This is a genomic window from Streptomyces sp. CA-249302, assembly GCF_050936785.1.
GTDB lineage: Bacteria > Actinomycetota > Actinomycetes > Streptomycetales > Streptomycetaceae > Streptomyces.
On sequence record NZ_JBNJMG010000001.1, the window covers coordinates 102,576 to 126,131 of the forward strand.

The 23,556-nt window shown below is 69.1% G+C and carries 21 protein-coding genes; 9 read left to right on the forward strand and 12 right to left on the reverse strand.

What is annotated here, in order from left to right:
* Window positions 1-49: 49 nt before the first annotated feature.
* The gene (locus ACQEWB_RS00495) at window positions 50-4,225 is read left to right on the forward strand and encodes a beta-galactosidase (protein WP_432825790.1); all 4,176 of its coding nucleotides are present in this window, start codon (window positions 50-52) and stop codon (window positions 4,223-4,225) included.
* Between the two features lie 31 nt (window positions 4,226-4,256).
* Here the strand turns inward: ACQEWB_RS00495 and ACQEWB_RS00500 are convergent, their stop codons facing one another.
* Entirely contained in the window at window positions 4,257-4,778 is a 522-nt protein-coding gene (locus ACQEWB_RS00500) for an NUDIX hydrolase (protein WP_432825792.1), read from the reverse strand.
* 107 nt (window positions 4,779-4,885) lie between these two features.
* On the reverse strand, window positions 4,886-5,911 hold the full coding sequence (locus tag ACQEWB_RS00505; protein WP_432825794.1) for a class I SAM-dependent methyltransferase: 1,026 nt from the start codon (window positions 5,909-5,911) through the stop codon (window positions 4,886-4,888).
* 459 nt (window positions 5,912-6,370) lie between these two features.
* Between ACQEWB_RS00505 and ACQEWB_RS00510 the strand changes: the two genes are divergently transcribed.
* Window positions 6,371-7,618 (forward strand): MFS transporter, encoded by a 1,248-nt coding sequence (locus ACQEWB_RS00510; RefSeq protein WP_432825796.1) that lies wholly within the window; start codon window positions 6,371-6,373, stop codon window positions 7,616-7,618.
* Window positions 7,619-7,769: 151 nt separating this feature from the next.
* Window positions 7,770-8,558: an SAM-dependent methyltransferase gene (locus ACQEWB_RS00515; RefSeq protein ID WP_432825798.1), complete on the forward strand. Its 789-nt coding sequence runs from the start codon at window positions 7,770-7,772 to the stop codon at window positions 8,556-8,558.
* Between the two features lie 67 nt (window positions 8,559-8,625).
* Here the strand turns inward: ACQEWB_RS00515 and ACQEWB_RS00520 are convergent, their stop codons facing one another.
* The 6 genes from ACQEWB_RS00520 to ACQEWB_RS00545 form a co-directional block, all read right to left on the reverse strand.
* The gene (locus tag ACQEWB_RS00520; protein ID WP_432825800.1) at window positions 8,626-9,612 is read right to left on the reverse strand and encodes a L,D-transpeptidase; all 987 of its coding nucleotides are present in this window, start codon (window positions 9,610-9,612) and stop codon (window positions 8,626-8,628) included.
* 204 nt (window positions 9,613-9,816) lie between these two features.
* Entirely contained in the window at window positions 9,817-10,581 is a 765-nt protein-coding gene (locus ACQEWB_RS00525; RefSeq protein WP_432825802.1) for a hypothetical protein, read from the reverse strand.
* Window positions 10,582-10,775: 194 nt separating this feature from the next.
* On the reverse strand, window positions 10,776-11,753 hold the full coding sequence (locus ACQEWB_RS00530) for an LLM class flavin-dependent oxidoreductase (RefSeq protein WP_432825804.1): 978 nt from the start codon (window positions 11,751-11,753) through the stop codon (window positions 10,776-10,778).
* A 147-nt stretch (window positions 11,754-11,900) separates the two neighbouring features.
* On the reverse strand, window positions 11,901-13,139 hold the full coding sequence (locus ACQEWB_RS00535) for a cytochrome P450 (RefSeq protein ID WP_432825806.1): 1,239 nt from the start codon (window positions 13,137-13,139) through the stop codon (window positions 11,901-11,903).
* Window positions 13,140-13,195: 56 nt separating this feature from the next.
* A complete protein-coding gene (locus ACQEWB_RS00540; protein WP_432825808.1) occupies window positions 13,196-13,588 on the reverse strand; it encodes a carboxymuconolactone decarboxylase family protein in 393 nt (130 codons plus the stop codon).
* 135 nt (window positions 13,589-13,723) lie between these two features.
* Window positions 13,724-14,131 carry a TetR/AcrR family transcriptional regulator gene (locus ACQEWB_RS00545; RefSeq protein WP_432825810.1) on the reverse strand — a complete coding sequence of 136 codons (408 nt, stop codon included), beginning with the start codon at window positions 14,129-14,131 and terminating at the stop codon, window positions 13,724-13,726.
* Between the two features lie 171 nt (window positions 14,132-14,302).
* Between ACQEWB_RS00545 and ACQEWB_RS00550 the strand changes: the two genes are divergently transcribed.
* On the forward strand, window positions 14,303-14,464 hold the full coding sequence (locus ACQEWB_RS00550; protein WP_432825812.1) for a hypothetical protein: 162 nt from the start codon (window positions 14,303-14,305) through the stop codon (window positions 14,462-14,464).
* Window positions 14,465-14,743: 279 nt separating this feature from the next.
* Window positions 14,744-14,896 (forward strand): SDR family oxidoreductase, encoded by a 153-nt coding sequence (locus tag ACQEWB_RS00555; protein WP_432825814.1) that lies wholly within the window; start codon window positions 14,744-14,746, stop codon window positions 14,894-14,896.
* Here ACQEWB_RS00555 and ACQEWB_RS00560 read toward each other — a convergent pair.
* Together ACQEWB_RS00560 and ACQEWB_RS00565 are read right to left on the reverse strand one after the other, a co-directional pair.
* Entirely contained in the window at window positions 14,847-15,740 is an 894-nt protein-coding gene (locus tag ACQEWB_RS00560; protein WP_432825816.1) for an IclR family transcriptional regulator, read from the reverse strand. The two genes, ACQEWB_RS00555 and ACQEWB_RS00560, sit on opposite strands and share 50 nt — an antisense overlap.
* A 128-nt stretch (window positions 15,741-15,868) precedes the next feature.
* On the reverse strand, window positions 15,869-16,486 hold the full coding sequence (locus ACQEWB_RS00565; protein ID WP_432825818.1) for a TetR/AcrR family transcriptional regulator: 618 nt from the start codon (window positions 16,484-16,486) through the stop codon (window positions 15,869-15,871).
* Window positions 16,487-16,927: 441 nt separating this feature from the next.
* Between ACQEWB_RS00565 and ACQEWB_RS00570 the strand changes: the two genes are divergently transcribed.
* Complete coding sequence (locus ACQEWB_RS00570) at window positions 16,928-18,421, forward strand: GMC oxidoreductase (protein ID WP_432825820.1); 1,494 nt, start codon at window positions 16,928-16,930, stop codon at window positions 18,419-18,421.
* A gap of 68 nt (window positions 18,422-18,489) precedes the next feature.
* Here ACQEWB_RS00570 and ACQEWB_RS00575 read toward each other — a convergent pair whose 3' ends face one another.
* Together ACQEWB_RS00575 and ACQEWB_RS00580 are read right to left on the reverse strand one after the other, a co-directional pair.
* Complete coding sequence (locus tag ACQEWB_RS00575; RefSeq protein WP_432825822.1) at window positions 18,490-20,148, reverse strand: FAD-binding protein; 1,659 nt, start codon at window positions 20,146-20,148, stop codon at window positions 18,490-18,492.
* 359 nt (window positions 20,149-20,507) lie between these two features.
* Entirely contained in the window at window positions 20,508-21,161 is a 654-nt protein-coding gene (locus ACQEWB_RS00580) for a TetR family transcriptional regulator (protein WP_432825824.1), read from the reverse strand.
* 95 nt (window positions 21,162-21,256) lie between these two features.
* Here ACQEWB_RS00580 and ACQEWB_RS00585 point away from each other — a divergent pair, with 95 nt between their 5' ends.
* The 3 genes from ACQEWB_RS00585 (at window position 21,257) to ACQEWB_RS00595 (ending at window position 23,547) form a co-directional block, all read left to right on the forward strand.
* Window positions 21,257-21,907: a TetR/AcrR family transcriptional regulator gene (locus ACQEWB_RS00585; protein ID WP_432825826.1), complete on the forward strand. Its 651-nt coding sequence runs from the start codon at window positions 21,257-21,259 to the stop codon at window positions 21,905-21,907.
* Between the two features lie 199 nt (window positions 21,908-22,106).
* Complete coding sequence (locus tag ACQEWB_RS00590) at window positions 22,107-22,301, forward strand: ferredoxin (RefSeq protein ID WP_432825828.1); 195 nt, start codon at window positions 22,107-22,109, stop codon at window positions 22,299-22,301.
* A 19-nt stretch (window positions 22,302-22,320) separates the two neighbouring features.
* Window positions 22,321-23,547, forward strand: a complete 1,227-nt coding sequence (locus ACQEWB_RS00595; protein WP_432825830.1) for a cytochrome P450 — start codon at window positions 22,321-22,323, stop codon at window positions 23,545-23,547.
* Window positions 23,548-23,556 lie beyond the last annotated feature (9 nt).

Consider the following 23,556-nt stretch of genomic DNA (forward strand, 5'->3'; position numbering starts at 1 on the left):
TTGCCTGAGGCTGTTCGATCCTGATTGCTCAGGCGGTATGGAGGCCGCAGTGCGGAGCAATGGGATCGATTCACAGGCTGCGAGACCCGTTCGGCGCCGGTGGTGGAAGGCGGTTCTCTCGGCGGCCGCGGCCATCGCCCTCGCCGCGGGCATGACCGCGCCGGCCGCAGCTCGGGACGTCGGCGAGCAGGCGCCTGCCGCCGTGTCCGACGCGAGTGCGCAGGCGCACACGGTGAGTTTCGACGGCTACTCGTTCCTCGTCGACGGCACGCGCACCTACCTGTGGTCCGGCGAGTTCCACTACTTCCGGCTCCCGAGCCCGGACCTGTGGCGCGACATCTTCCAGAAGATGAAGGCCGCCGGGTTCAACTCCACCTCGCTGTACTTCGACTGGGGTTACCACTCGCCCAAGCCGGGTGTGTACGACTTCAGCGGGGTGCGTGACGTCGACAGGCTGCTCGACATGGCCCAGGAGGCGGGGCTGTACGTCATCGCCCGCCCGGCGCCGTACATCAACGCGGAGGTCGACAGTGGTGGTCTGCCCGGCTGGTTGACCACCAAGGCGGGACGCAACCGCAGTGACGACCCGCAGTTCCTGAAGTACGCGGACGAGTGGCTGACGCAGATCGACCGGATCCTCGCCCGGCACCAACTCACCAACGGCACCGGGTCGGTGATCGCCTATCAGGTCGAGAACGAGTACTACAACGGCTCGGCCGCGGGCCGCTCGTACATGAAGCATCTTGAGGACAAGGCCCGCGACGACGGCATCACCGTACCGCTGACCGGTAACAACAACGGCACCTTCAACTCGGGTACCGGCGCCCTGGACGTCGACGGCCCCGACTCGTACCCGCAGGGCTTCGACTGCTCGAATCCGTCGAAGTGGAACGGCGTTCCCGACATCAGCTACGACCACCCGGCCGGCAAGCCCCTGTACTCCCCCGAGTTCCAGGGCGGCGCCTTCGACCCCTGGGGCGGGCCCGGCTACGACAAGTGCGCCCAGCTGATCAACGACCGGTTCGCCAACGTGTTCTACAAGCAGAACATAGCCGTCGGCGCGACCGCGCAGAGCTTCTACATGACCTACGGCGGCACCAACTGGGGCTGGCTGGGCATGCCGCAGAACTACACCTCGTACGACTACGGAGCGGCGATCCGCGAGACCCGCCAGCTCGACCCGAAGTACTACGAGGACAAGCTGATCGGGTACTTCACCCAGTCGGTCGCCCCGCTGACCAAGACCGAGGCGATCAGGACCACGCCACCGGACGACTCCGCGGTCGTCGACACCGCCCGGATGAATCCCGACACCAAGACCCAGTTCCATGTGCTGCGGCACGGGAGCTCGACGTCCACGGCGGTCGACAGGACCCATATCTCGCTGGACTTCAACGCCCAGCCGGCCGCGGACACGACCTATACCTGGGACGACCCCGACTCCGCGCTGCAGTACACCGGTTCGTGGTCGCACGTGGCCAACACCAGCTACACCGGGGGCGATTACAAGCACACCGAGTCCTTCTCGAACAAGGCCGGCGACTCGCTCACCGTTCCCTTCGACGGCACCGCGATCCGCTGGATCGGGTCGAAGACCAACAACCACGGCTACGCCGACGTCTACCTCGACGGCACCAAGGTGGCGACGGTCGACGACTCCGGTGGCGAGAACCAGGCCGTGATCTTCCAGAAGACCGGGCTGGCGGCCGGATCACACACCCTGAAGATCGTCGTCGACGGCAGCCACAGCTCGGCCTCCACCGACAACTACGTGGCCGTCGATGCCATCGACGTGCCGACGGGCGACGCCGCCGCACAGCCGACCTACCCGGTCGTGCCCCAGCAGCCGGACACCGCGATCACGCTCGACGGACGCGACTCCCACGTGATCGTGGCCAACTACCCGCTCGGGGACTCGCAGTTGCAGTACTCGACGTCGGAGATCATGACCGACGCGACCATCGCCGACCGGGACGTCGCCGTCCTCTACGGCAACCCGGACAGCGACGGAGAGACGGTCCTTCGCTACTCCTCCAAGCCCACCGTGACCACAAGCGGCGGCACCGTCACGAGCACCTGGGACGCGGCGACCGGCGACCTGCGGCTCAACTACACGCACAAGGGCCTGATCCGTATCGGCATCACCGGCGGCGGGAAGCGCCCGCTCCTCCTGCTCGTCGGCGACAAGGCGACGGCCGAGACCTTCTGGCGCCAGGACACGGCGAGCGGCCCGGTGCTCGTGCGCGGCACCCACCTGCTGCGGACGGCCACCAGCCTGGGCGACGGCAGCGCGGTGGCGCTCACCGGCGACAACGCCGACGACAAGAACATCGAAGTGTTCACCTCCGCCCGCCACGTCACCTGGAACGGTCGGACGGTGAAGACCCGAACCACCGGCACGGCAAGCCTCACCGGGACGATCCCGACGGCCGCCGCGATCCATCTGCCGGCGCTGACGAACTGGAAACACGCCGAGGAGTCCCCGGAAGCGGCCCCCGCCTTCGACGACTCCGGCTGGCAGGTGGCCGACAAGACCACCACCAACAGCGTCTCCGGCGCCAACTCGCTGCCCGTCCTGTACGCGGACGACTACGGATTCCACACCGGCAACACCTGGTACCGCGGCCGGTTCCGCGCCACCGGCAAGGAATCCGGCATCCATCTGGTCTCCGACTCCGGCGGGGGCGCACAGGCCTTCTCCGCGTGGCTCAACGGCACCTTCCTGGGCAGCTCCACCACCGGCAGCGGCGACTTCACCTTCCCGGACGGTGCGGTGAAGTCCAAGGGCGACAACGTCGTCTCCGTGCTCACCGTGAACATGGGGCACGAGGAGGACTACAACTCCACCAACGGCAACAAGACCGCGCGCGGCCTGACCAGCGCCTCCCTCACCGGAGCGCCCCTGACCTCCGTCACCTGGCGCGTGCAGGGCGTACGCGGCGGTGAGGACCTCCGGGACACGGTGCGCGGCCCGCTCTCGACGGGCGGTCTGTACGGCGAGCGGGCCGGCTGGTCCCTGCCGGGCTACCCGGACAAGACCTGGGACGCGGTCTCCCTGCCGACGAACGACACCCGTCCCGGGGTCTCCTGGTACCGGACGGACGTCAAGCTCGACCTGCCGAGCGGCCAGGACACCTCGCTGGGGCTGACGTTCACCGATGACCCGTCCCGCAAGTACCGTGCGACGATCTTCGTGAACGGCTGGCAGGTCGGCAACTACGTCAACTACCTGGGCCCGCAGCACACCTTCCCGGTGCCCGACGGAATCCTCGATCCGAACGGCCGCAACAGCATCGCCATCGCCGTGTGGAACCTGGACGGCAGCACCGGCGGACTGGGCGAGGTCGCGCTGACCGACTACGGCAGCTACGCCTCGTCCCTGCGCGTCGCGCAGAACGACAGCCCCCGCTACGACCCGGAGGCATATGCCATGCCGAAGCGTCCGGGAGCGGAGGTGACCCTGGACGTACCCGACACCGCCCAGCCGGCCCAGGCCTTCACCGCCGAGGCGACGGTCCGGGTACCGAAGGACCGACCGTCCGCCTCCCGGCTGACGGCCTCGCTTGCCGCGCCCGACGGCTGGAGCGTGAGCGCCACGAGTCCCACGTCCGTCGACCGTCTACGACCCGGCGCATCGGCCACCTTCACCTGGAAGGTCCAGCCACCGGCCGGAACCCTCCCTTCCGCCTCGGCACTCACCGCCACGGTGAACTACCGGCAGAAGGGACGGCAGGCCACCGGCTCCGACGAGCGGATCGTCGGCGGCATCCCGCCCGCCCCGCCGGCCGGGAAGAGCGCGGTGAGCGACCTGCCGTTCCTGTCGTCCACCAACGGGTGGGGCCCGGTGGAACGCGACACCAGCGTCGGTGAACAGGCGGCCGGGGACGGTCGTCCGATCAGCATCGCCGGGGTCGGATACGCCAAGGGCCTCGGCACCAACTCCGTCAGCGACATCGAGCTCTACCTCGCCGGAAACTGCTCGCGGTTGACGGCGGACGTCGGTGTCGACGACGAGACAGGTGGTGCCGGAACGGTGACGTTCTCCGTGATCGCCGACGGAAAGACCCTGATGACCACGCCGACCATCCACGGCAAACAGGCCGCGGTACCCATCGACGTCGACATCAGTGGCGCACAGGTGGTCGACCTCAAGGTCGGTGACGCCGGCGACGGGAACGGCAACGACCATGGCGACTGGGCGATGCCGACCCTGACGTGCGATTGAGGTGGCGGGCTCGAGGGACCCCCTTCGCAAATCACCCGGCCGCGGGTTCGCACGTACCGCTGCCGGGTCCGAGCTCCAGATACCGGAGCAGAGCTTCCCGCCCGCACGGAACGAAGCACCGCTCGTCAACGACTTCGCGAAGGTCGGCAACTGTCATCCAGCCCTGCCAGTCGCTCTCCCCCGCGTCCGGGACCAGGGTCTCCGACACCGTGGCCTCGTACACCGCGAGCCAGATGGGGCCGACCCCTTGCCCGCAAAGGAACTTGAAGAGGAAGCGCAGCGGCACGCGAAGGCCCAGTTCTTCAGCCAGCTCGCGGGCCGCCGCATCTCCGTACGACTCGCCCACGCCCACGGCGCCGCCGACCAGCACGTCGTAGTGGCCCGGGAACAAGGACCGCTTCTTGGCCCGTCGCACCACCAGGATCCGCCCCTCGGGATCACGACAGATCGTCACAGCTATGCGATGCAGCCACTTCTCACGCACCGCCTCCGCCCGCTCTACGACTCCCAGCACGCGGTCATCCTCATCGACGCGCTCGACCAATTCGCCCACGCAGGCACGATCCCACCCCCACTGACAACACGGCATCACCAGCACCAATGGCGAGCGATCCGCATCACCGACAGCGGTCACGACACGGCGTGGCGCAGCCAAGCCTCTCAGCGCCAGCCGGCCAGGAACTCCACCAGCCTGCGGAGGCGGGACGGTCGCGGGCCGGGGTCGGCGGTGCGTTCGACGACCAGGTGGTAGGCCTGAAGCGTATTGGCGTTGAAGGCGTGTGTGCCGCCCCACAGGAAGAGCCTGAAGGCCCGGTAGGTCTCCTCGCCCCACCGCGCGACGATGTCGGCCTGCGCGGCGTCGAGACGTTTGGCCCACTCCAGCATCGTCAGCTCGTAGTCACGGGTCTCCCTGGTCACGTCCAGTACTTCGAAGCCGTGGTAGAGCATCTCGGCGATGACGTCCTGGAGCGTCATGTAGGTGTGCCGGCCGCCCCAGATGTGCTCGCGGGTGAACGAACTCACCGAGAACTTCTGGATGGCCGCGGAGCCGTCGAGGTAGAGGCGTCCGCCCGGCTTCAGCATGTCCCATGCCTTCGCGGCGAATCTGCGGTAGTCCGGGAGGTGCTCGATCACTCCATAGATCACGACGTGGTCGTACGGCTGCGCCGGCCGGTGGGTGAGGAAGTCCTCCAGGAGCACCTCGCCGGGCAGGTCCTTGTCGGCGATCAATGCCCGGATGTGGTCGGCGGAGTCCTCCGCGAGCGTGAGCGTCGTGACGTGCACGCCCCGTTCGCCGCAGTACTGGGTGACGCCGCCCCAGCCGCCGCCGATGTCGAGCAGCCGGTCGCCCGGCTGAAGGTCGAGGGCGGCGAACATGGTCTCGAGCTTGTGCTCGGACGCCTCCTCGATCGTCTCGCCAGGATGCTGGAAAAGGCCCTGCGAGTAGAAGCGGAAACGGCTGTCGATGAACGTCAGGTAGAAGTCGTCGCCGCGGCTGTAGTGCGCGGCGACAGCCTGCTTGTTCATCTTCAGGGGCGAGCGGAGAAAGTCGTACACGAACCGCAGCCGCTGCCGCATCGGCACCTGCTCCCGCAGCGCGGCGCGGACACCGAACAACGCACCCAGGTCACCTTCGACATCGATGTCGCCCGACACGAACGCCCGGCCGATCGCCCTCTCCGTCAAGGGTGTACGCAAAGCGCTCTCCGAGCGGAACACCACCCGATATCGCGGCTCCCCCGCGCCGACCGCCAGGACGACACCGGAGGGCAGTTCTATCTCCCCGGCAGATCGGCAGCGGCCAGTAGGGCCGCGAGGCCTGTCCGGGGCAGTTCGGCGGGGTCCGTGGCGCGTCCAGCGAGATCCGGGCTGATGCTTGCGGGTTCAGTCATACGCGATTCGCTCCCCAGGTTCGGCACCACCAGCAAGGCGCTGCGGATCGACCACTCCTTGGAAGCGATCTTGAAGGGCGCCCCGAAACACCGTCAAGAGACAAATCCTGGGCCACACCCGCCTCGCGCGTCTCCAAGCAGAGGGATCTGTACAGCCCTCAACCGCCTTGGTTACGTTGGTGGTTCGAATCGGGCTCGTCGACGCGTTGGTGGCTGGGTGGCGCGTCGCCTCGACGTGCCCGATGGAGACATCGTGTCCTTCCCTTCCCTGCTGCGTGTGGCAGGCGTCGGCTTCTTCCCGCTGGGATTCCTCGCCCGCCTGCCGTACGCGACCTCGGCCCTCTCCACGCTCGTCCTGCTCCAGGCGGCAACTCACAGTTATGCCTTCGCCGGACTGGCCGGCGCGGCCCAGAGCATCGCCACCGCCGTCGGCGGCCCGTTGGTCGGCACGCTGACCGACCGGTACGGCCACCGCTCCGTCGGCGTTGCCGCCGCACTCGCCAACTTCTGTTCCTGGGCCGCCCTGCTGGCCGCGAGCCTCGGCGGCCGGGCGGCCGTGTTCGCGGCGGCCGCTCTCGTGGGTCTGACCCAGCCCCAGGTCGGCCCGCTGGTACGGGTGCACTGGTCACGCCTGGTGCAGGCCCGCAACCAGCGTCATCTGCTGTCCGGCGCCTTGTCCTACGAGGCGTCCGCCGACGAGCTGAGCTTCGTCGCGGGGCCCGCGTTCGTGGGGTTGCTCGCGGCGGTCAGCCCTGTCGCACCCGCGGTCGTGACGATGGCTCTGATAGCGGGGAGCGCTCTTCCCTTCGCCCTCGTCTACGCGGACCGCACCCAGCCGCAGCCTTCGGGGCCGCAGGAGAGACGTCGCCTGCCGCGCCGACCCCTGGCCGTCATGTTCCTGGCCATGGCCGCGATGGGAGCGGTCTTCGGGGCGGTCCAGACGGCCGTCACCGTCTACGCCACCACGATCGGCGATCTCAGCGCCTCCGGACTCGTGTACGCCGAGTTCGGCATAGGCAGCGCTCTGGCCGGGGCCGCCTGCGCCTGGCTCCCGCGGACGTTCTCCCTGCGCGCCCGCTACGTCTCGTTCGCCGCGGCCCTCTTCGTCGGCATGCTCGTCCTCTTCATCGGCGCCCGACTGGTGTCCGTCCCCGCCGCGGTCGCGGTCGCGAGCCTCACCGTGGCGCCCTACATGATCAGCCTCTACGCCTTGACCGAACGACTCGCCCCCGTCGAACGGGCCGCGCTCGCCATGACCATCCTGTGCGCGGCGGGACCCCTGGGCACGGCGGCAGGACAGGCCGTGTCCGGGAGTCTGGCGGAGGCCCACGGCGTCCAAGGTGCACTCCTGGTCGCTCTCGTCGTCGCAGGCGGCGCGCTCCTGCTCGCACTCACCGCGCTCTTGGTCGACGGCCGGCGCAATACCTGGATCATCGACACCATGTCCGTGAAGGGACCGGTGGCTCGACGCGCCCGCGAGCATCCGCAGGGCACTCCTTGAGCGCGAACCGGCAGAGACTCGCGGAGTCACGCAATGCCGGGGATCCAGTGCCGGCCGGGCCAACTGCCTTTACGTGCAGGCCACATGAACCGTCCGAGTACGATGATCGAGTACCAGGTCCACTCTCACTCACCGGCGTGATGGAGCTGCAATGACGACCGACCCGCAACCGTCCGTGCGCATCGACACCGGCAAGGCGCATCCCGCACGGGTCTACGACTGGCTGCTGGGCGGCAAGGACAACTACCCGGTCGACGAGGCGGTGGGAGAGCAGTTGCCGCCCGAGGCCAAGGACGCGGCCCGGCAGAACCGGCAGTTCATGCACCGGGCGGCGGCCTGGCTCGCCGGGCAGAGCATCGACCAGTTCCTGGACATCGGTACCGGGATTCCCACCGAGCCCAATCTCCATCAGATCGTTCAGGGCATCGTGCCGACGGCGAAGGTCGTCTACGCCGACAACGATCCGATCGTCCTGCGCCATGCCGAGGCACTGCTGGTCAGTCGCCCCGAGGGGGCCACGGACTACATCGAGGCCGATGTGCGCCGGCCCGACGGGATCGTCCAGCACGCCCGGCACGTCCTGGACTTCTCCCGCCCGATCGCGCTGTCCCTCATCGCGCTGATGCACTTCATCACCGATGAGCAGGGAGCCCCCGGCATCGTCCGTGATCTGGTCGCCACGCTGCCGCCGGGGAGCTATCTGGTGCTGTCGCACGCCGCATCCGACCTGTTCCCGGAGCTCGCCGAACAGGTCACCGCCGAGTACGCCAAGGGCGGGATCCAGCTCGCGTTCCGCACGCGCCCCGAGGTCGAGCGCTTCTTCGGCGGCCTGGATCTGGTCCCGCCGGGCCTGGTCACGGCGACCGAGTGGGCAGTCCCCGGCCCGCCCGCGGTCCCGGAAGGCAGCGGGATCTACGCGGGAGTTGCCCGCATCGCGTGAACCCGCTGCCCAACCGGTGGACGTTCGGCCGGGGACGTACCGTCGGCCGGTGTCTCTCCGCTCCGCGTCACAGCGTCGCGGTCGTCTGCTCCCCGGAGGCGCTGCCCGTGAGCCACTGGTCCCAGCCCAGGTTGAAGTCGGCGTAGCCGTTGTCGGCCGGGGCCTTGCCGCGGGGCGAGCCGGTGACGGTGACCGGGTCGCCCTGCTTGACCTGGCCGTAGAACCACTTGGCGTCCGACATGGAGAGGTGGACGCAGCCGTGTGAGCCGCGGGCGCTGCCGCTGCCCGGGTTGGGGTCGCCGGTCGAGTAGTGCACGTAGGTGCCGGACTGGGTCAGGTGGACGTCCCAGGGCAGCGTCAGGTCGTAGTAGTTGGCGCTGCCCTTGTCGCAGCTGATGCCGACGCTGCAGGAGGTCATGTGGACCTTCTCCTGCTTGTCGATGACGGCCATCGTGCCGTCCCACGTCGGGTACTCGGCGCTGCCCGCGTTGATCGACAAGGTGCGCACCAGCTTGCCGTTGCGGGTCACCTTCATGGTGTGGGCGGTCACCGAGACGTCCGCGCGGAGGTCGTCGCCGATCGTGAAGGTATGTGTGTAACCGTGCACGCCGTAGCGTCCGTTGCCGTTGCTGACGCCCGTCATGTCGGCGTCGATCTTCACCTTCGTACCGGCGGGCCAGTAGGTCTTCGGCCGCCAGTCGGCACGCCGGTCACCCATCCAGTGCCAGGCGCCTTCCACCGGCTGCGAGGCGCTCACCTTCATGTGCTTCTCGACCGTGGCCCTCGCCTTCGAGGCCACCGGGTTGGTGAAGATCACCGAGATGGGCATGGCCACGCCGACCGTGGTGCCCGTCTGCGGGGTGATCGTGTCCAGCAGCATCGGCGGGCCCGCGGGCTTCGTCGGCGTAGGCGAGGCGCTCGCGCTCGCCTTTCCCGACGCCTTTGCGTCTGCCGCGCTCGCCTTGTCGGTGCCGCCCCCGCCACAGGCGCTCGCGCCCAACAGCGTCGCGACCGTGACGAGTGCGATCCCTATACCACCCCTGCGCCGTCCCACGACTTGCCCCGCTCTCTCGCTCCCGGGCCCTGAGGAGCCCGCCTCCCTGTCAGACAGAGTCGGGAGGGGTCTCAGTTGCATGCGGCACGTAGAACTTTCGTGATCCACGTCACTCGCAGAGGGTGTGAGGGCCCCACCGCCCGTTCGGTCGGCGTGTACCCGGGCGGGTTCGCCTCGAACGTGCCTGCTCCGTCTCCGTTGCGATCAGTGTGTCGGGTTCGGTTCGATGCCGAGGATGGCGGTCGGAGCGGAGAGGTCGGCGTAGCGGCCCAGCAGCGCCAGCAGCCCTGCGGGTTCGGGCTCCGGGCCGCCGTCGGCGCTGCCCGGGGAGACCGCCCATTCGAATGCCGGGATCATGTCGTGGGTGCTGGCGAACCATTCCACGCCGAAGCCGTCCGGCACTCCGCCGCCGAAGCCGCAGGCCTCGGTCGCGGCCGTGGTGAGCTCGTCGTCGCACTGAAGTGCCACGTATCCGACGCGGGTCGGGTGGTGCGCGGCCACCACCGGGCCTACGTTCTTCTCCCAGTTCTCGATGAACTCGGCGTGTGTCAGGTGCGGTTGGCGGACGAGGGGGTGCAGGTACTTCAGCCGTGTCCGGCGGTCGTCGAAGAGCTTCTCCCTCGCGACCGCGACCATCGACCCCTCGGCCGACAGCAGCGGGGCGAGTTGCTGGACGAAGGCGACCACGGCTTTGGTCACCGTGGTCGTGTCGGGCCGGCCCGGGAGGACCGCCTCGGCTGCCACGTCGTAGTCCGACTCCGGGATCCCTTCGTGCGGGCCTCGTTCGTCCGGTCCGCCGGCGTATCCGACGATGACCTCCGTGCCGGTCGCCGCGAGGTCCTGCCCCCACACCGCGATCTCGCTGCGGACCCGCTCGACGAGCTGGTGGACGTCTGCGCGGCCGACCGACCGCAGCAGCATCACGACCCGCCAGTCACGGGTGGTCGGGATCGCCTGAGAAGCCTCCATCTGTTTCCTCCGTCTTCGTTAGCGTCAGCTCGCAGCGGTCGGGCGCGGGCGCCGCCCGGAGCACACGCCGACGGTCAGGTCACTGCCGGTGAGGTTACGTGTCGAGGTGATCGGCCCGGTGGGTTCATCTCGTTCAGCGGGACGTCCACCGCGGCCAATGACCTTGTGCTTCAGGTCTGGTTCGCCTCGTGCGGCTAACGCTGAACACCGGCGTGCGCGGAGGCAAAGGCCGTCAGTTCGCGGGCGACGTCCGGGCCACTGGGTGTGTAGATGATCTCGGCGAACCCGTTCGCGGCCAGCTGCTCGAGTCCCTGACCGACGCTGTGTGCGTCGCCGACCATGCTCGTGACGTCGGCGTGCTGCATCAACTTGCGGTCCCGGGGCGTCAGATGCGTGACATGGCCCTCGAAGGTCAACAACGCCCCGTGCTGGTCCGGGTCCAGCGATTCGAGCTCGGTCCGCCATTCCTTGCCACCCGGCAGGGGGTCCACTGCTTCCGCGCCTCCGTGGGCATGGGCATTGTGCCAGTCCACGACTCGCCAAGGCCCGATCGCGTCGAGCACACGGTCGCCGTTCGGGTCCTCGCCTGCGTCCAGGACCGTGCCGGACACCATGGTCGCCGTGGGAAGGTCGGGGTGGGGACGTCCGATGATGCCGTCCGCGATCTCGCTCGCCAACTTGGCGCCGCGGGGGCCGAACGCACTCAACCAGAGCGGAACGTTCATCGGGCGGGGCTGTGCGAGTCCCTCCATGTGCAGCATGCGGACGGGCTTGCCGTCCACGAGCGCCGTCTCGCCCGCGAGGAGCTGTCGGAGCGCGCGCAGATAGTCGCCCAGATCTTTCATCGGCATCGGTGCTTGCCCGACGGTGAGGCGGGCGGTGAAGCCGGTGCCGAAGCAGGGTCGGAAGCGCTCGTCCGAAAGGCGGCTCACTGTGGCGATCGCGGACGCCATCGCCATGACTTCGCGTTGCGCGGGGATGAGGACGGCGGCGCCCAGACCTATTCGATCGGTACGTTGGGCGGCTAGTGCCAGGTGGACGAACGGGTCTTCCCAAAGTGCGGCCGAGTCATAGATCCACGCCCGGGTGTATCCCAGCTCTTCGGCCAAAACGACGAGATCGGCGAATTGAGGGCCCGGGGGCAGGCCACAGGAAAGCTCGAACTCACTCATATCAACTCTCCATTGAGCAGTGAAAAGGAGTCTCCGCCGGTGGATCAGAGGAATCCGGTTGACTTCGAATCCCGCCCGCACCTGAAGATTCCAGAAAAGCACGTCGATTTTTCATGTACCGACTGGTCGACCCTCGGTGTGTCGTCCTTACCAGGTGACCGGGAGTTCCTTGATCCCGTAGGCGAGCGCGTCGGCTGGACGGAACTCGAGTTCGTCGCGGTCCACGGCCAGGCGCAGGGTGGGGATGCGGCGGTAGAGGGTGCCGTAGACGACTTGGAGCTCGATGCGGGCCAGCTGCTGGCCCAGGCACTGGTGGATGCCCCAGCCGAAGGCGTGGTGATGGGTCGCCTTGCGGGTCAGGTCCAGGTTCTCCGGGTCCGGGAAGGCCTCCGGGTCCCAGTTCCCGGCCGGCAGCGGGACCACGATGCCGTCACCGGCCTTGATCTGCACGCCCTCGAACGCGAAGTCCTCGGCGGCGATCCGCCGCTGCCCGAAGGTCGCCACCGTCAGATACCGCAGGATCTCCTCGACCGCACCCGTGGCCTCCTTCGTGTCCTGGGTGGCCTGCAACAGCGCCAGCTGCCCGGGATTCTCCAGCAGCAGCGCCGTACCCAGCGTGATCATCGTCGCGCTGGTCTCATGACCCGCGATCAGCAGGATCATCGACAGCAGCGTCGCCTCCGGGAGGGTGAGGTCACCGTCCCGCACCCGCGCCGCGAAATCGGACAGGACGTCCTCGCCGGGCTCCGCCATCTTCTTCTGGATCAACGCCGCCAGATAGCCGCCCAGTGCCGCATTGGCCGCGTTCTGCTCCTCGGTCGTCTTGTCACTGCGCGTCGCGAAGCCCGCGTGTTCTTGGAAGAAGTCATGATCCGAGTACGGCACCCCGAGCAGCGCGCAGATCATCAGCGAGGGCAGCGGCAACGACAGCGCGGTCACCAGGTCCACCGGCTTGGGACCGGCGAGCATCTTGTCGATCAGCTCGTCGGTGAACCGCTGGATGTCCGGCCGCAGCGCCTCCATCCGGGGCCGGGTGAACGGCCGCGTCATCATCCGGCGGATCCGGGTGTGATCCGCACCGTCCGCGTTGAAGATGGTCAGCGGGTGCTCGTGGGCGGTCTCCGCCATGGGCCGGTTCGGATACGGGAACCCCGGCTGTTTGTCGTCCGAACTCACCCGCGGATCGGACAGGATCGCGCGCTGCGCGGCGTGGCCGGTGACCAGCCAGGGAGTGGAACCGTCCCAGATCCGGGCCCGGGAGACCGGACCCTTCTCGTTCAGGGCCCGCAGCCCGGGCGGCGGAGCGAAAGGGCACTTGGCGTCCCGGTCGTCCTGATAGAAGTAGATCTGCTCGTCGACGGCGGTGCCGGCGGCTGACTCTGACATGGTGTCTTTCTCCAGGTGGGCCAGTGCGGTCGAAGGGCTCTCGGCGAGGTGGCCGGTCAGTTCTCGAGGGCCTCGCGGGCGGCGGTGCGGGCGGCGACCGCCCGAGGGAACCCGGTATAACCGCTGGAGTGGTAGATGACCTCGGCGATCTCGTCGTGGGTCAGCCCGTTGGTGACGGCGATACGGACGTGGGTCTTCAGTTCGGTCTCCGCTCCGAGGGCGATGAGGATGCCGAGCGTGACCAGGCTGCGGTCGCGCGGTGCGAGGCCCTCGCGGGCCCAGAGGGCGCCGAACACGCTCGTCAGGCCGAGGTCGACGAGTTCCTCCCCCAGGCGCCCGTCGCGCAGGTCCACCTCGGTCTCGGGGAACAGATCGGGCATCAGGGATCGCATGGCCTTCCAGCCCGCGGCCCGCAGATCAGTGGTCTCTTCGACGTCTTTGTCGCTCATGACTGACTCCCGTTGCGCGGTGTCGGATCTCCGAGTGAAAGTTAGAACAGACGGTCGGTACAATCAATCACTCGACCGAGATTCACACATCGCCGCCGGTCACGAACGGAGCGTTCGCCTCCGGTCAGTCCACGCTCAGCGCCGCGAACGCGGCGTCCAGCAGTTCGTCCAGGCCCTCACGGCCGTCCGACCACACCCACTGGGCCACCGCTCGGAGGCAGGTTCTCCCCCGCGCTCGGCCAGGGCCCGGGCCAGCTCGTTGCGCCAGGTGACCTGCTTCTCCCGGCGTCCGGCCGAGAGCGCCGGCGTGGCCTCCACCAGGCGGGCCAGGGGCAGGAAGTCCCGCTGGGCCCGGCGGAAGGGTTCGAGGAGCGCGGTCACCGCGTGCCGCAGGGCGGTCCAGTCGCCCTGACCGGCGGGGCAGGTGCGCCAGGCGTCCGGCACCCGGTCGTCCAGCTTCTCGAAGGCGCTGAGGATCGCGTCCTCCTTGCTGTCGAAGTACCGCAGGAACGTGCTGCGCGAGACCCCGGCCGCGGCGGACACCTCGTTGACGGTAACCCGGCCGAAGCCTTCGAGAGAGACTCAGTCTCATCATTGGGTATGCGTTTCACGAAGAATGGGGCATGAGGGGACTGAAGGGCAAGCGCATCGTCGTCGCGGGCGTGGAGGCCACCGCGAAGCGCGCCACGCAGAACGGGGGCGTGGCCGGTCCCCGTGGAGTTCGACCTCTCCGACGAGGCGCCCATCCAGGCTCGGGTCGCCCGGGCGGTAGACGAACTCGGGGGCATGGACGGGCTGCTCAACGTCGACGCCAACGTGTCCGACGCCAACCTCGGCCGCGACCTCGACCTGTTGGAGATGGACCTCGGCGTCTGAGACCGCACCCTCGGCGTGAACCTCGTCGGCTACGCCCTCACCGCCCGCAAGGCCATCCCCCACATGCTGGAGGCGGGCGGCGCCGCGATCTCAACGCCTCCTCCGGCGCCGGGTGGAGCGGCGCGAAGGTGCGCCCCGCCTACTCCGCCTCCAAAACCGGCGTCAACGCCCTGACCCGGCACATCGCCACCCGCTGAGGCAAGGAAGGCATCCGCTGCAACAGCCTCGCCCCCGGCCTCGTCATGGGCGAGACCCAGATCCGCCAGGGCCGACAAGGAAATGCAGGCCCAGGCCCTCGCCGCCGCCCTCAGCCCGCGCCTCGGCAGGACCGAGGACATGGCCGGCATCGCCGCCTTCCTCTTCTCCGACGACGGCGAATGGATCAACGGCCAGGTCTGGTCGATCTGCGGCGGCATGCACCTACGCGGCTGACCCCACCGGCACCCCCTTCGCGGAGTCGGTCACCAGAGAGGGGGTCCGGTATCTCGCCGCGCGCCGTACCGAAGAGCTCCTCCGACACCGATCGCACCGCGCTCACCACCAGGGGCGCGATGCGGTGCACCGCTGAATCCCCTGTGCCCACCGCCGAGATCGCCGCCACCGGCCCGTCGGGGCCGCGGATGGCGAGGCCGACGCAGGCGATGTCCGGGAAGCACTCGCCGTGGTCGACGGCCAGGCCGTTGCGGCGGCGGATCGTCCCGAACTCCCGGTGCAACGCGTCCAGGCGGCCGATGCTGTGCGGGGTGCGGCGCTCGATGAACTGCGTGTAGCGGGTGTCGATCTCCTCGGGGCTCAGCCACGCGAGCATCGCCTTGCCGAGCCCGGTGCAGTGGGCGAGCGCCCGGCCGCCGACCCGGGACGGGATGTCGACGGCGGCTCGGCCGCCCACCTTGTCGAGGTAGTAGATCTCGGGGCCGTCAAGGACCGCGAGATGGACCACCATCTTGGTGCGGACGGCCAGTTCGAGGAGTTGGGGCGCGGCGGCGGCGCGCAGGGTGCTGTGGGCGATCTCGCGTCCGCCGAGGCCCAGTGCGCGCGGGCCGAGGAGGTAGCCGGACAGGCTGTGGTGCAGCCAGTCGAGGCTGACCAGTTGGTCGAGTATCCGGTGGGCCGTCGAACGGGGCAGGCCGGTACGGCGGGAGACCGTTTCGAGCGTCAGGCGGGTCTGCGGGCGCTCGAAGAGGTCCATGATCAGTGTTACGCGTTCCATCATCGACGGGGGAAGCGGGTGCTGTTCCGCGTCGGTTCGGGGGTCAGGGCGAAGGGCAGACGTCATCGTCGGTGCCTCCCTGCTGAAACTGAAATGTATTTCAGTTTTGGCGCCGGCGCCAAGGTACCAACGCCGCGGTCCGCGAACCAAGAGGTGTGCACGACCGGATTCGTGGGACGTGCGGGAGGCGGTGCTCAGTCGGCCTCGTACGGGGCGAGGATCAGTCGTACGGCCAACCGCAGGTCCGCTTCCACCCGTTGGACGGAGATCTCCTCGGTCTGGGCCGCCACGAACAGGCCCCACCAGCAGTAGATGAGGAGCCGTGCCGTGCTGCGGTCCTCTTCGCCGGGCTCATGGACGCCGAGCAGTCTCAGCACGGTCCGGCCGAGGTAACTCCCCGCGATGTCATAGCGGGTCGGGGTGGTGCCGGCGTATTCGGTGAAGGAGGACATCGCCACCGCGGAGGCCAGGAGTGGGCTTTCCAGCAGTCTCAAGGTCAGGGCGATGAGGGTTTCGGCGACCTCGTGCGCCCTGCCCCCCTTGCCGTTGCCGCCGGTCTCGTGGCGGCCCGAGAGGAACGTCTCGATGTGCCATTCCAGGACCGCGGTGAACAGGTGTGTCTTGGACGGGAAGTAGCGGTACAGCGTGGCGATCGCGACGCCCGCCTCCTTCGCCACGTCCAGCATCTGTACCCCGGCGAGGCCCTCGCGCGAGGCGAGTTCGCCGGCGGCGCGGAGGATGGCCACCCTGCGGGCCTGCTGTCTGCGCGACACCGGTGCGGCGGGCGGTCGCGGTTCAGCGGTCCTCGGCACACCGTCCCCCTGGTCCTCGGGTTCTCCCGCAGAACGTTAGCAGCGCGGGTGTGACGATCTTGTGGCTCCCGCGGCCGATCCCGGTCACCGGGATGGGGTGCGCGGGCGTGCGTGGCGAGGCGTTCAATCGCTGGGGTGACCTCAGGTGTACGCGATTCGCGTGCGCCCGGAGGGAATTGAGATGTCGGCCGTGGAGCACCGCGTTCGTCACGGCTGAGCCGTGCGGGTTCCCGCGGTGTACGTCGTCGGGGAGCTCGCCTTCTTGTCGCGCCGCGACTTTCCCCGATCACTCCATCTCAACGGGAGTTCCCCCATGTCCCGTACTTCCGCTCATTCCCCCTCCCCTCCCCCGGTATCAGCCGTCGCCGTCTGCTCGGCGCTTCCGCCGCTCTCGGGGCCGTCGCCCTGGGCGGTGCCGCAACCGCGTGGGCCGCGCCCGCCATGGCTCTTCAGGCCGACGTGACCGAACTGCGGGCCCGTGCCGTGGTCGTGGGCACCGGCTTCGGCGGTGGTGTGACCGCGCTGCGGCTGGCGCAGGCCGGTGTGAAGACCCTCGTCCTGGAGCGCGGCCGACGCTGGGTCACCGGCCCGAACTCGACCACGTTCTGCCGCTTCGCCAACATGGACAACCGCTCGGCGTGGCTTACCGACCACGCCATCGTCGGAGGCGTCGACAAGACCTGGACGCCGTACACCGGTGTCATCGAGGCCGTCGAGGGCAACGGCATGACCGCCAACGTCGGTGCCGCGGTCGGCGGTGGCTCGATCATGTACCACGGGATGTCCCTCCAGCCCACGAAGGAGAACTTCGCCCGGTCGATCCCCCTGGCCGCCGACCTCTACGACTACCTGGACCGGGTGACGTACCCCACGGTCGCCCGCATGCTGGGCCTCGCCACCGTCCCTCAGGACCTGCTGCTCTCCGACGCCTACAAGTCCTCGCGCCTCTTCCAGGACGTGCTGCCGAAGGTGGGCCTCAGCCCGTTCAAGGTGCCGCTGCCCGTCGACTGGAGCTACGCGCGCGGCGAGTTGACCGGCCAGTACGACCCGACGTACACCACCAGCGACATCGCCTTCGGTGTCAACAACGGCGGCAAGCACTCCATCGACGTCACCTATCTCGCCCAGGCCGAGTCGACGGGGCTGGTCGAGGTGGCGCCGCTGCACGTCGTACGGGATCTCGCGCTGGACGCGAACAAGAAGTGGGTGCTGTCGGTGGACCGCATCGACACCGGCGGCGTCGTGCAGGAGCGGATCCGCGTCACCGCCGACGCCGTGTTCCTCAACGCGGGCTCGCCCGGCACCACCCGGCTCCTGGTCAAGTCCCGCGCCAAGGGCCTGGTTCCGGACCTGCCGGACGCCATCGGCACCAAGTGGGGCAACAACGGCGACCGGATCTGGGCCTGGATCAACCCGAGCGGCGACGCCGGCACCCAGCAGGGCGGCCCCGCCTGCATCGGCGCCACCGACTCCGCCGGCGCGATCCCCTACACCCTGGTGCACGCGGGCTCGCCCATCCAGCAGCCCGGCGTCACCGCCCTGACCGTCGTCGGGTACGGCATCGTCGACGGCGCGGGCACCTGGGCCTACGACGCCGACAAGGACGACGCGGTACTGACCTGGCCGACCACGGCGGACGCCGAGCTTCAGGCGCTGATCGCGGCCCGGATGCAGGCCGTCGCCGCGGCGGGCGGCGGCCTCATGATCGACACGAACGCGACGGCACCCTCCACCTGGCACTCCCTGGGCGGCGTCCCCATGGGCGACGCCGTCGACCTCTACGGCCGTGTCCTCGGCCACAAGGGCCTCTACGTCCTGGACGGCGCCCGCATCCCCGGCTCCACCGGCGCCTGCAACCCGTCCTTCACGATCGCGGCCCTCGCCGAGCACAGCATGACGACCATCGTCCGCCAGGACCTCGGACGCGTCTTCTGACGGACTCCCCTTGCGTACGACGGCGCCCGCTGCCCCGAGAGGGAAGCGGGCGCTCTCGTACGACAGGGTCAGCGCGCCGCGTGGTTCGCGGCCACGTAGCCGAACACCGCGGAGGCGGCGATGCTGGCACCCGCGCCCAGATACTTGCGGCCCATCACGGACGCGGTGCAGTTGCCGGTGGCGTAGAGGCCCTCGATCGGGTTGCCCTCGGTGTCGAGGACGCGGGAGGACTCGTCGCAGAGGAGGCCTCCGCTGGTGCCGATGTCTCCGGGGTACAGGGCGACGGCGTAGAAGGGTGGTTTCGCGACGGGCCCGAGGCAGGGGTTCGGGCGGTGGGTGATGTCGCCGTAGTACTGCTCGTGGTGGCCCTCTCCGCGGTGGAAGTCCTCGTCGACGCCGGTGGCGGCGAAGCCGTTGAAGCGTTCGGTCGTCTTGAGGAGTCCGTCGGCGTCGATGCCGCAGAGGCGGGCGAGTTCCTCGAGGGTGTCGGCGCGTTTCATCGCGCCGCCGGTGATCCACTCGTTGGGCGTCCGGCCGGGCGGGGACATGCCGAAGGGGTAGTGGCTGCGGTGCCGGGAGTCGACGACGAGCCAGGAGGGGACGGCGCCGCCGGACTCCTTCTCGTGCGCGTACATCCGCTGGCCGGCCTCCTGGTAGGCGACGGCCTCGTTGAAGTAGCGGCCGCCCTGGGCGTCGACGATGATCGCGCCCGGTTTGCTGCGTTCGGACAGGCACATGGCGGGGGTTCCGTCGGGCATCATCCAGGACGGCATCCACCAGGCCTCGTCCAGCATGTCGGTCGCGGCGCCGTGCGCCATGGCGATGCGGATCGTCTCCCCGGTGTCGCCCGGGTTGGCCGAGGTCCACTGGTCGCTGACGGGCCGCCCGCCCCCGTACACCTTCCGCATCTCCTTGTCGCGGGCGAAGCCGCCGGCGGCGAGCAGGACGCCGTCCCTGGTCCGGACCCGTACCTCACGACCGCTCTGGCGCAGGACGGCACCGACGACCCGGCCGTCCTCGACGACGAGGTCCGTCAGTGCGGACTCCAGCCACACGTCGACGCCCTGGCGGAGCAGCGCCTGGAGGAGACGGGCGGTGAGGGCCACCCCGTTCGTCACGAGCCGTTGGCGGCGGATCCGGCCGAGCGTCGTACGCATTCCGACGCGGGCCAGGACCGCGAGTCCGATCCGGGTGCGCATGAGCATCATCGGGCCCGCCTCGCCTGTGTAGACGGTGAGGCCGCCCGAGAAGCCGGGGCGGATCCGGTCGCGCCACGGCCCGAGTCGGTTCTTGTCGAAGGCCCTTGCCTCGATGGACCTGCCGCGCGCCGAGCCGCCCTCGCAGCCGCGGACGCCGGAGTAGTAGTCGCTGTAGCCCTCGCAGCGCCGGAACTCCAGGCCCTCGGACTCGAGGAAGTCGACCATCTCGACGCCAGCTTGGAGGTAGGCGAGTCGGCGGGCCTTCGACGAGGCCGGTCCAGCCTCGCCGACGACCGTCTCGAAGTACCGGATCGCCTCGTCGAAGGAGTCGGGGACGCCCTCGCGGCGCATGAGCGGGTTGTGAGGCAGCCACATGACGCCGCCCGACATACAGGTCGACCCGCCGAACCTGTCGGTCTTCTCCACGACGAGGACGTCCTTGCCGAGCGCGCGTGCCCGCACCGCACCCACGACTCCCGCACCGCTGCCTACCACCAGGAAGTCGGTCACATGATCCCAGCCGGTCAATTGACCTGCCTCCTCCACTAGTTGGGTGTGGACAGGTGCGGTGCAACCGTAGGCGGGGAAGATCAGGGCGGCGGATTCGTGTTCCCGGTGAGTGGAACAGCGGCGACGCGCGGCCCGGGCGACGTACGGCTCAGCGCCGACGCCGCCTCGGAAACAGTGCGCTGAGCGTTCCGCAGACAATCGCTCCGAACAGCAACCCGCCCCACTGAGTCCCGTCGAGTCGATGCGTAATCACCGCATACACGGAGATACCCAGACTCCCGCCGGCCAGGAAGACTGCAAAGCCTCGGAGCCCGAACCACCATCTAGGGCGATCTGTCTCTGAATTCACACCGGGCATTATGCAGCTCGTTGGCCGGTCAGAGCTCGTGGGTCACCGGTGACCGCCACAGGGCGACTATCGCGTCGACCAGACCGCCCGCGGCTTCGTGCCAGGTCGGGCGGAGTGGGCGGGCGCCGGCGGCGAGGGCCCGTTCGCGCTCGACGCACATCTGGACGATCAAGTGCCTTGTCATGACGGCGCGTTCGGCCCGAACCCCCTCGGAGAGCTCCGGCACGCAGCGGTTCAGGCCCTCCTCCGCCGCTGTCAGGCCCGGGGAGACGGCGTAGAACTCCTCCTCCGCGATCCTGTAGAGGGCAGGGTCGGCAGAGACCTGGGCGATGAAGCGGGCGTACCAACTGGGGCAGCCGAGTTCTTCCTGGTGTTGGGTGACGGAGCGGACCGAGAGGTCCACCCAGTCACGCAGGTCCGCGGAGTCGCCGACGTCCTCCAGCATCCGTACGCGAAGGACCTCGATGCGCTCGGCGTGTCTGCGGATGAGGGCGCGGACCACGTCCACCTTGGTGCCGAAGTGGTAGACGACGGCGGTGTTGTTGCCCTGGCCGGCGGCCTCGCTGATCTGGCGGTTGCCGACCGCGTGCACCCCGTGTTCGGCGAACAGCCGCTCCGCCGCGTCCAGTAGTGCCTGCCGGGTCGCCCTGACCTGGTCGTCCCGCCTCGTGCCGCTTGCCATTCCCACCCCCGTGCCTCACCGCGACCCAAAACTTAAATCACCTGATTGATTTCGTCCAGTGCGCGGCCGGAAACCCGCCCGGTACGGTGGTGACCATGGCGGGGAGAAGTGTCCGGGCCGAGCAGGTCCGAGCGACCCGGGAGCTGATCCGGACCACCGCGGAGCGGCTGTTCGCCGAGCGCGGAGTGTACGCCGTGTCGAACCGGCAGATCAGCGAGGCGGCGGGGCAGGGCAACACCGCTGTGGTCGGGTACCACTTCGGCACGAAGGCGGATCTGGTCCGGGCGATCGCGCACCATCACACCGAGCGGCTCGGGCGCGTCACGGAGCGGCTGCTGGCCGAGACGGGTGATTCGCCCGAACTGCGGGACTGGGTGGCCTGCTTGGTGCGGCCGACACCCGCGTATCTGGCGGAGCTGGGCAGCCCTACGTGGTTCGCGCGGTTCTGCGCGCAGGTGATGGCCGACCCCGCCCTGCACGAGATCCTCGTGGACGAGACGCTCAGCGCTCCCGTGTGGCGGCGGGTCCTCGTCGGCCTGCACCGCTGCCTGCCCGAGCTGCCGGTCGAGGTGCGCGCCGAGCGGATCGCCATGACGCGGCACGTGATCCTGCACATGTGCGCGGACCGCGAGCGTGACCTCGCCCTGGGCTCCCCCACACCGCGGGCCAGCTGGCACGATGCGGCCACCGGCATGATCGACGCCATCGTCGGAATCTGGACGGCGCCTGTCACAGACGGGTCTTGACGGACCGTCAGCCCCCTTCACAGAACCTGTCCGACCGTCCCGAGAGATTTTGAATCAACCGATTGACTTAGCTTCGGAGCGGGAGTTCACTCGGAGGCGCGGTCGACGGAGCCGGGACGGCCTCCGGCCGCTCAACTCCCTTTTCCCACAAGGTCGATACGAAGGCTCCGCCGTGCCCGCGGCGACGAGGAGCGGCCCCGTGAAAGTAACCGTCGAGCAGGACAGGTGCGTTGCGGCCGGCCAGTGCGTGGCCGCCGCGCCGGACGTGTTCGACCAGCGTGACGAGGACGGAGTCGTCGTACTGCTGGCCGAGGACCCGACCGCCGAGCGGGCCGACGACGTCCGGTACGCGGCCGCCGTCTGTCCGGCACTGGCGATCCACATCGAGGAATGACGACCCCCTGAGGATGACGATGTCCGACGTACTTCCCGAAGCCCAGGCGCCCGCGTGGCCGATGCCCCGGGCGGCGGGCTGCCCGTTCGACCCGCCGCCGGCGCTGCGGGCGCTCACCGACGACAAGCCGCTGGCCAGGGTGCGGATCTGGGACGGCAGCACGCCCTGGATCGTGACGGGTCACGCCGCGCAGCGGGCGCTGCTCGGTGATCCCCGGGTGAGCGTCGACGAGCGGCTGCCCGGGTTCCCGCACTGGCACGAGGGCATGGCGGCCGCGGTGGAGTACCGGCCGCGTTCCGTCTTCAACTCGGACGCTCCGGAGCACAACCGGTACCGACGGATCATGACGGGGCCGTTCACCCTCAGGCGGGTCGAGGCGCTGCGTCCCACCATCCAGAAGATCACCGACGATCTCATCGACGCGATGCTCGCCGGTCCCCAACCGGCGGATCTGGTCGAGGCGTTGGCACTGCCGCTGCCCACGCTGATGATCAGCGAGCTGCTGGGAGTGCCGTACGAGGATCACGACTTCTTCCAGGAGAACGCGGCCCGTGGGATCGCCCACGACGTGTCCGCCGAGGAGAGCATGCGCACTTTCGGGGCGCTCAACGGCTATCTGGTCCAACTCGTCGAGAAGAAGGCCGCCGAGCCCGCGGACGACGCACTGTCCGACATCGCGGCCCGGGTCAACGCGGGTGACATCACCATCGCCGAGGCGGCCATGATGGGTCTGGGCCTGCTCATCGCGGGGCACGAGACCAGCGCCAACATGATCGGCCTCGCCACGGCCGTGCTCCTAGAACACCCCGAGCAGCTGGCGCTGCTGCGCGACACCGACGATCCGAAGGTCGTCGCGGGCGCGGTGGAGGAGCTGCTGCGCTATCTGGGCATCATCCACGGCGGCCAGCGGCGGATCGCCAAGAAGGACATTGAGATCGCGGGCGAGACGATCCGGGCCGGCGAGGGCATCGTCATCGAACTGTTCAGCGCCGGCCGGGACGCCGAGGTCTTCCCCGAGCCCGATGTGCTGGACCTGCGGCGGGCCAACGCCCGGCATCACAACGCGTTCGGCTTCGGCATCCATCAGTGCGTCGGGCAGCAGCTCGCGCGCGTGGAACTCCAGGTCGTCTACGGCACGCTCTTCCGCCGGGTGCCCACCCTGGCCGTGGCGGTGCCGCGCGAGGAGATCCAGTTCAAGCACGACCGGCTCGCGTACGGCGTGTACGCGCTGCCGGTCACCTGGTGAGGGGCGCGC

Bases quoted from the DNA above. Each gene is read 5' to 3' on its own strand.
- ACQEWB_RS00515 (WP_432825798.1), top strand. From the start codon at position 7,770: ATGACGACCGACCCGCAACCGTCCGTGCGCATCGACACCGGCAAGGCG.
- ACQEWB_RS00525 (WP_432825802.1), bottom strand. From the start codon at position 10,581: ATGGAGGCTTCTCAGGCGATCCCGACCACCCGTGACTGGCGGGTCGTG.
- ACQEWB_RS00530 (WP_432825804.1), bottom strand. From the start codon at position 11,753: ATGAGTGAGTTCGAGCTTTCCTGTGGCCTGCCCCCGGGCCCTCAATTC.
- ACQEWB_RS00535 (WP_432825806.1), bottom strand. From the start codon at position 13,139: ATGTCAGAGTCAGCCGCCGGCACCGCCGTCGACGAGCAGATCTACTTC.
- ACQEWB_RS00540 (WP_432825808.1), bottom strand. From the start codon at position 13,588: ATGAGCGACAAAGACGTCGAAGAGACCACTGATCTGCGGGCCGCGGGC.
- ACQEWB_RS00555 (WP_432825814.1), top strand. From the start codon at position 14,744: ATGCAGGCCCAGGCCCTCGCCGCCGCCCTCAGCCCGCGCCTCGGCAGG.
- ACQEWB_RS00560 (WP_432825816.1), bottom strand. From the start codon at position 15,740: ATGACGTCTGCCCTTCGCCCTGACCCCCGAACCGACGCGGAACAGCAC.
- ACQEWB_RS00570 (WP_432825820.1), top strand. From the start codon at position 16,928: ATGGCTCTTCAGGCCGACGTGACCGAACTGCGGGCCCGTGCCGTGGTC.
- ACQEWB_RS00580 (WP_432825824.1), bottom strand. From the start codon at position 21,161: ATGGCAAGCGGCACGAGGCGGGACGACCAGGTCAGGGCGACCCGGCAG.
- ACQEWB_RS00585 (WP_432825826.1), top strand. From the start codon at position 21,257: ATGGCGGGGAGAAGTGTCCGGGCCGAGCAGGTCCGAGCGACCCGGGAG.
- ACQEWB_RS00595 (WP_432825830.1), top strand. From the start codon at position 22,321: ATGTCCGACGTACTTCCCGAAGCCCAGGCGCCCGCGTGGCCGATGCCC.